This window comes from Vibrio sp. 704 (genome assembly GCF_033339295.1).
The window spans coordinates 1-1,371 of record NZ_JAWOUH010000076.1; the positions used below are offsets into that span (position 1 = coordinate 1).

2 protein-coding genes are annotated in these 1,371 nt (G+C 48.4%); both read left to right on the plus strand.

Features of this window, described 5'->3' with window-relative positions; genetic code table 11:
• A partial coding sequence (mraY, locus tag R7R24_RS24530; RefSeq protein ID WP_318119701.1) for a phospho-N-acetylmuramoyl-pentapeptide-transferase occupies window positions 1-742 on the plus strand: 742 nt, incomplete at its 5' end.
• Window positions 743-781: 39 nt separating this feature from the next.
• The coding region (gene murD / locus R7R24_RS24535) for a UDP-N-acetylmuramoyl-L-alanine--D-glutamate ligase (RefSeq protein WP_318119702.1) at window positions 782-1,371 on the plus strand (590 nt) is incomplete at its 3' end.

Consider the following 1,371-nt stretch of genomic DNA (forward strand, 5'->3'; position numbering starts at 1 on the left):
CGATGATTATAGTAAAGTGGTGCGTAAAAACTCCGATGCTTTGATCGCGCGTTGGAAGTATTTCTGGCAGTCTTTGAACGCATTTGTTGTGGCATTTGCTCTATACGCTTATGGTAAAGACACAGCAGCGACGCAGCTTGTCGTGCCATTCTTTAAAGATGTGATGCCACAGCTTGGTCTGATGTACATCATTCTGACTTACTTCGTGATTGTTGGCACCAGTAATGCGGTAAACCTCACTGATGGTTTAGATGGTTTGGCTATCATGCCGACGGTACTGGTTGCTGCAGGCTTTGCCGTTATCGCTTGGGCGACTGGTAACGTTAACTTTTCTGAATATCTGCACATCCCATATCTACCGCACGCCTCTGAGCTTGTTGTGGTATGTACGGCGATTGTGGGCGCGGGTCTTGGGTTCTTATGGTTCAACACCTATCCAGCACAAGTATTTATGGGTGACGTAGGCTCTCTTGCGCTAGGTGGTGCACTAGGCACTATCGCTGTTTTGGTGCGTCAAGAATTGGTGCTGGTTATCATGGGCGGTGTATTTGTAATGGAAACACTGTCTGTAATCCTCCAAGTCGGTTCATACAAGCTGCGCGGTCAACGCATTTTCCGCATGGCACCAATTCATCATCACTACGAATTAAAAGGTTGGCCAGAGCCTCGCGTAATCGTGCGTTTCTGGATAATTTCTATGGTTCTTGTTCTGATTGGTCTTGCGACATTGAAAGTGCGTTAAACGCACTTTCCAAGAACAAGCAATACAGTGTGATCACATATGGAACGTTGGCAAAACATACATAACGTTGTCGTCGTAGGGCTCGGTATTACCGGGCTCTCTGTCGTTAAACACCTCCGAAAAACTCAGCCGCAATTGACGGTTAAAGTTATTGATACGCGTGACAATCCGCCAGGCGCCGAGCGTCTGCCTGAACAGGTTGAACTACACCGTGGTGGTTGGAACACCCAGTGGCTTGCAGAAGCTGACTTGGTGGTGACCAACCCTGGTATTGCGTTAGCGACACCAGAGATACAAACGGTGCTAGCGAAAGGCACGCCTGTCGTGGGGGACATCGAGTTGTTTGCTTGGGCTGTGAATAAACCAGTGGTGGCCATCACTGGTTCAAACGGCAAGAGCACGGTGACAGATTTAACTGGTGTGATGGCAAAAGCGGCAGGATTGACGGTGGGTGTCGGCGGTAACATTGGCGTGCCTGCACTGGAGCTGCTTGAGCAAGATGCAGATTTGTATGTACTGGAACTGTCAAGTTTTCAGTTGGAAACGACGTCGAGTTTGAAACTTAAAGCAGCGGCATTTCTTAACCTTTCCGAAGATCATATGGATCGCTACGAAGGTATGGCAGATTA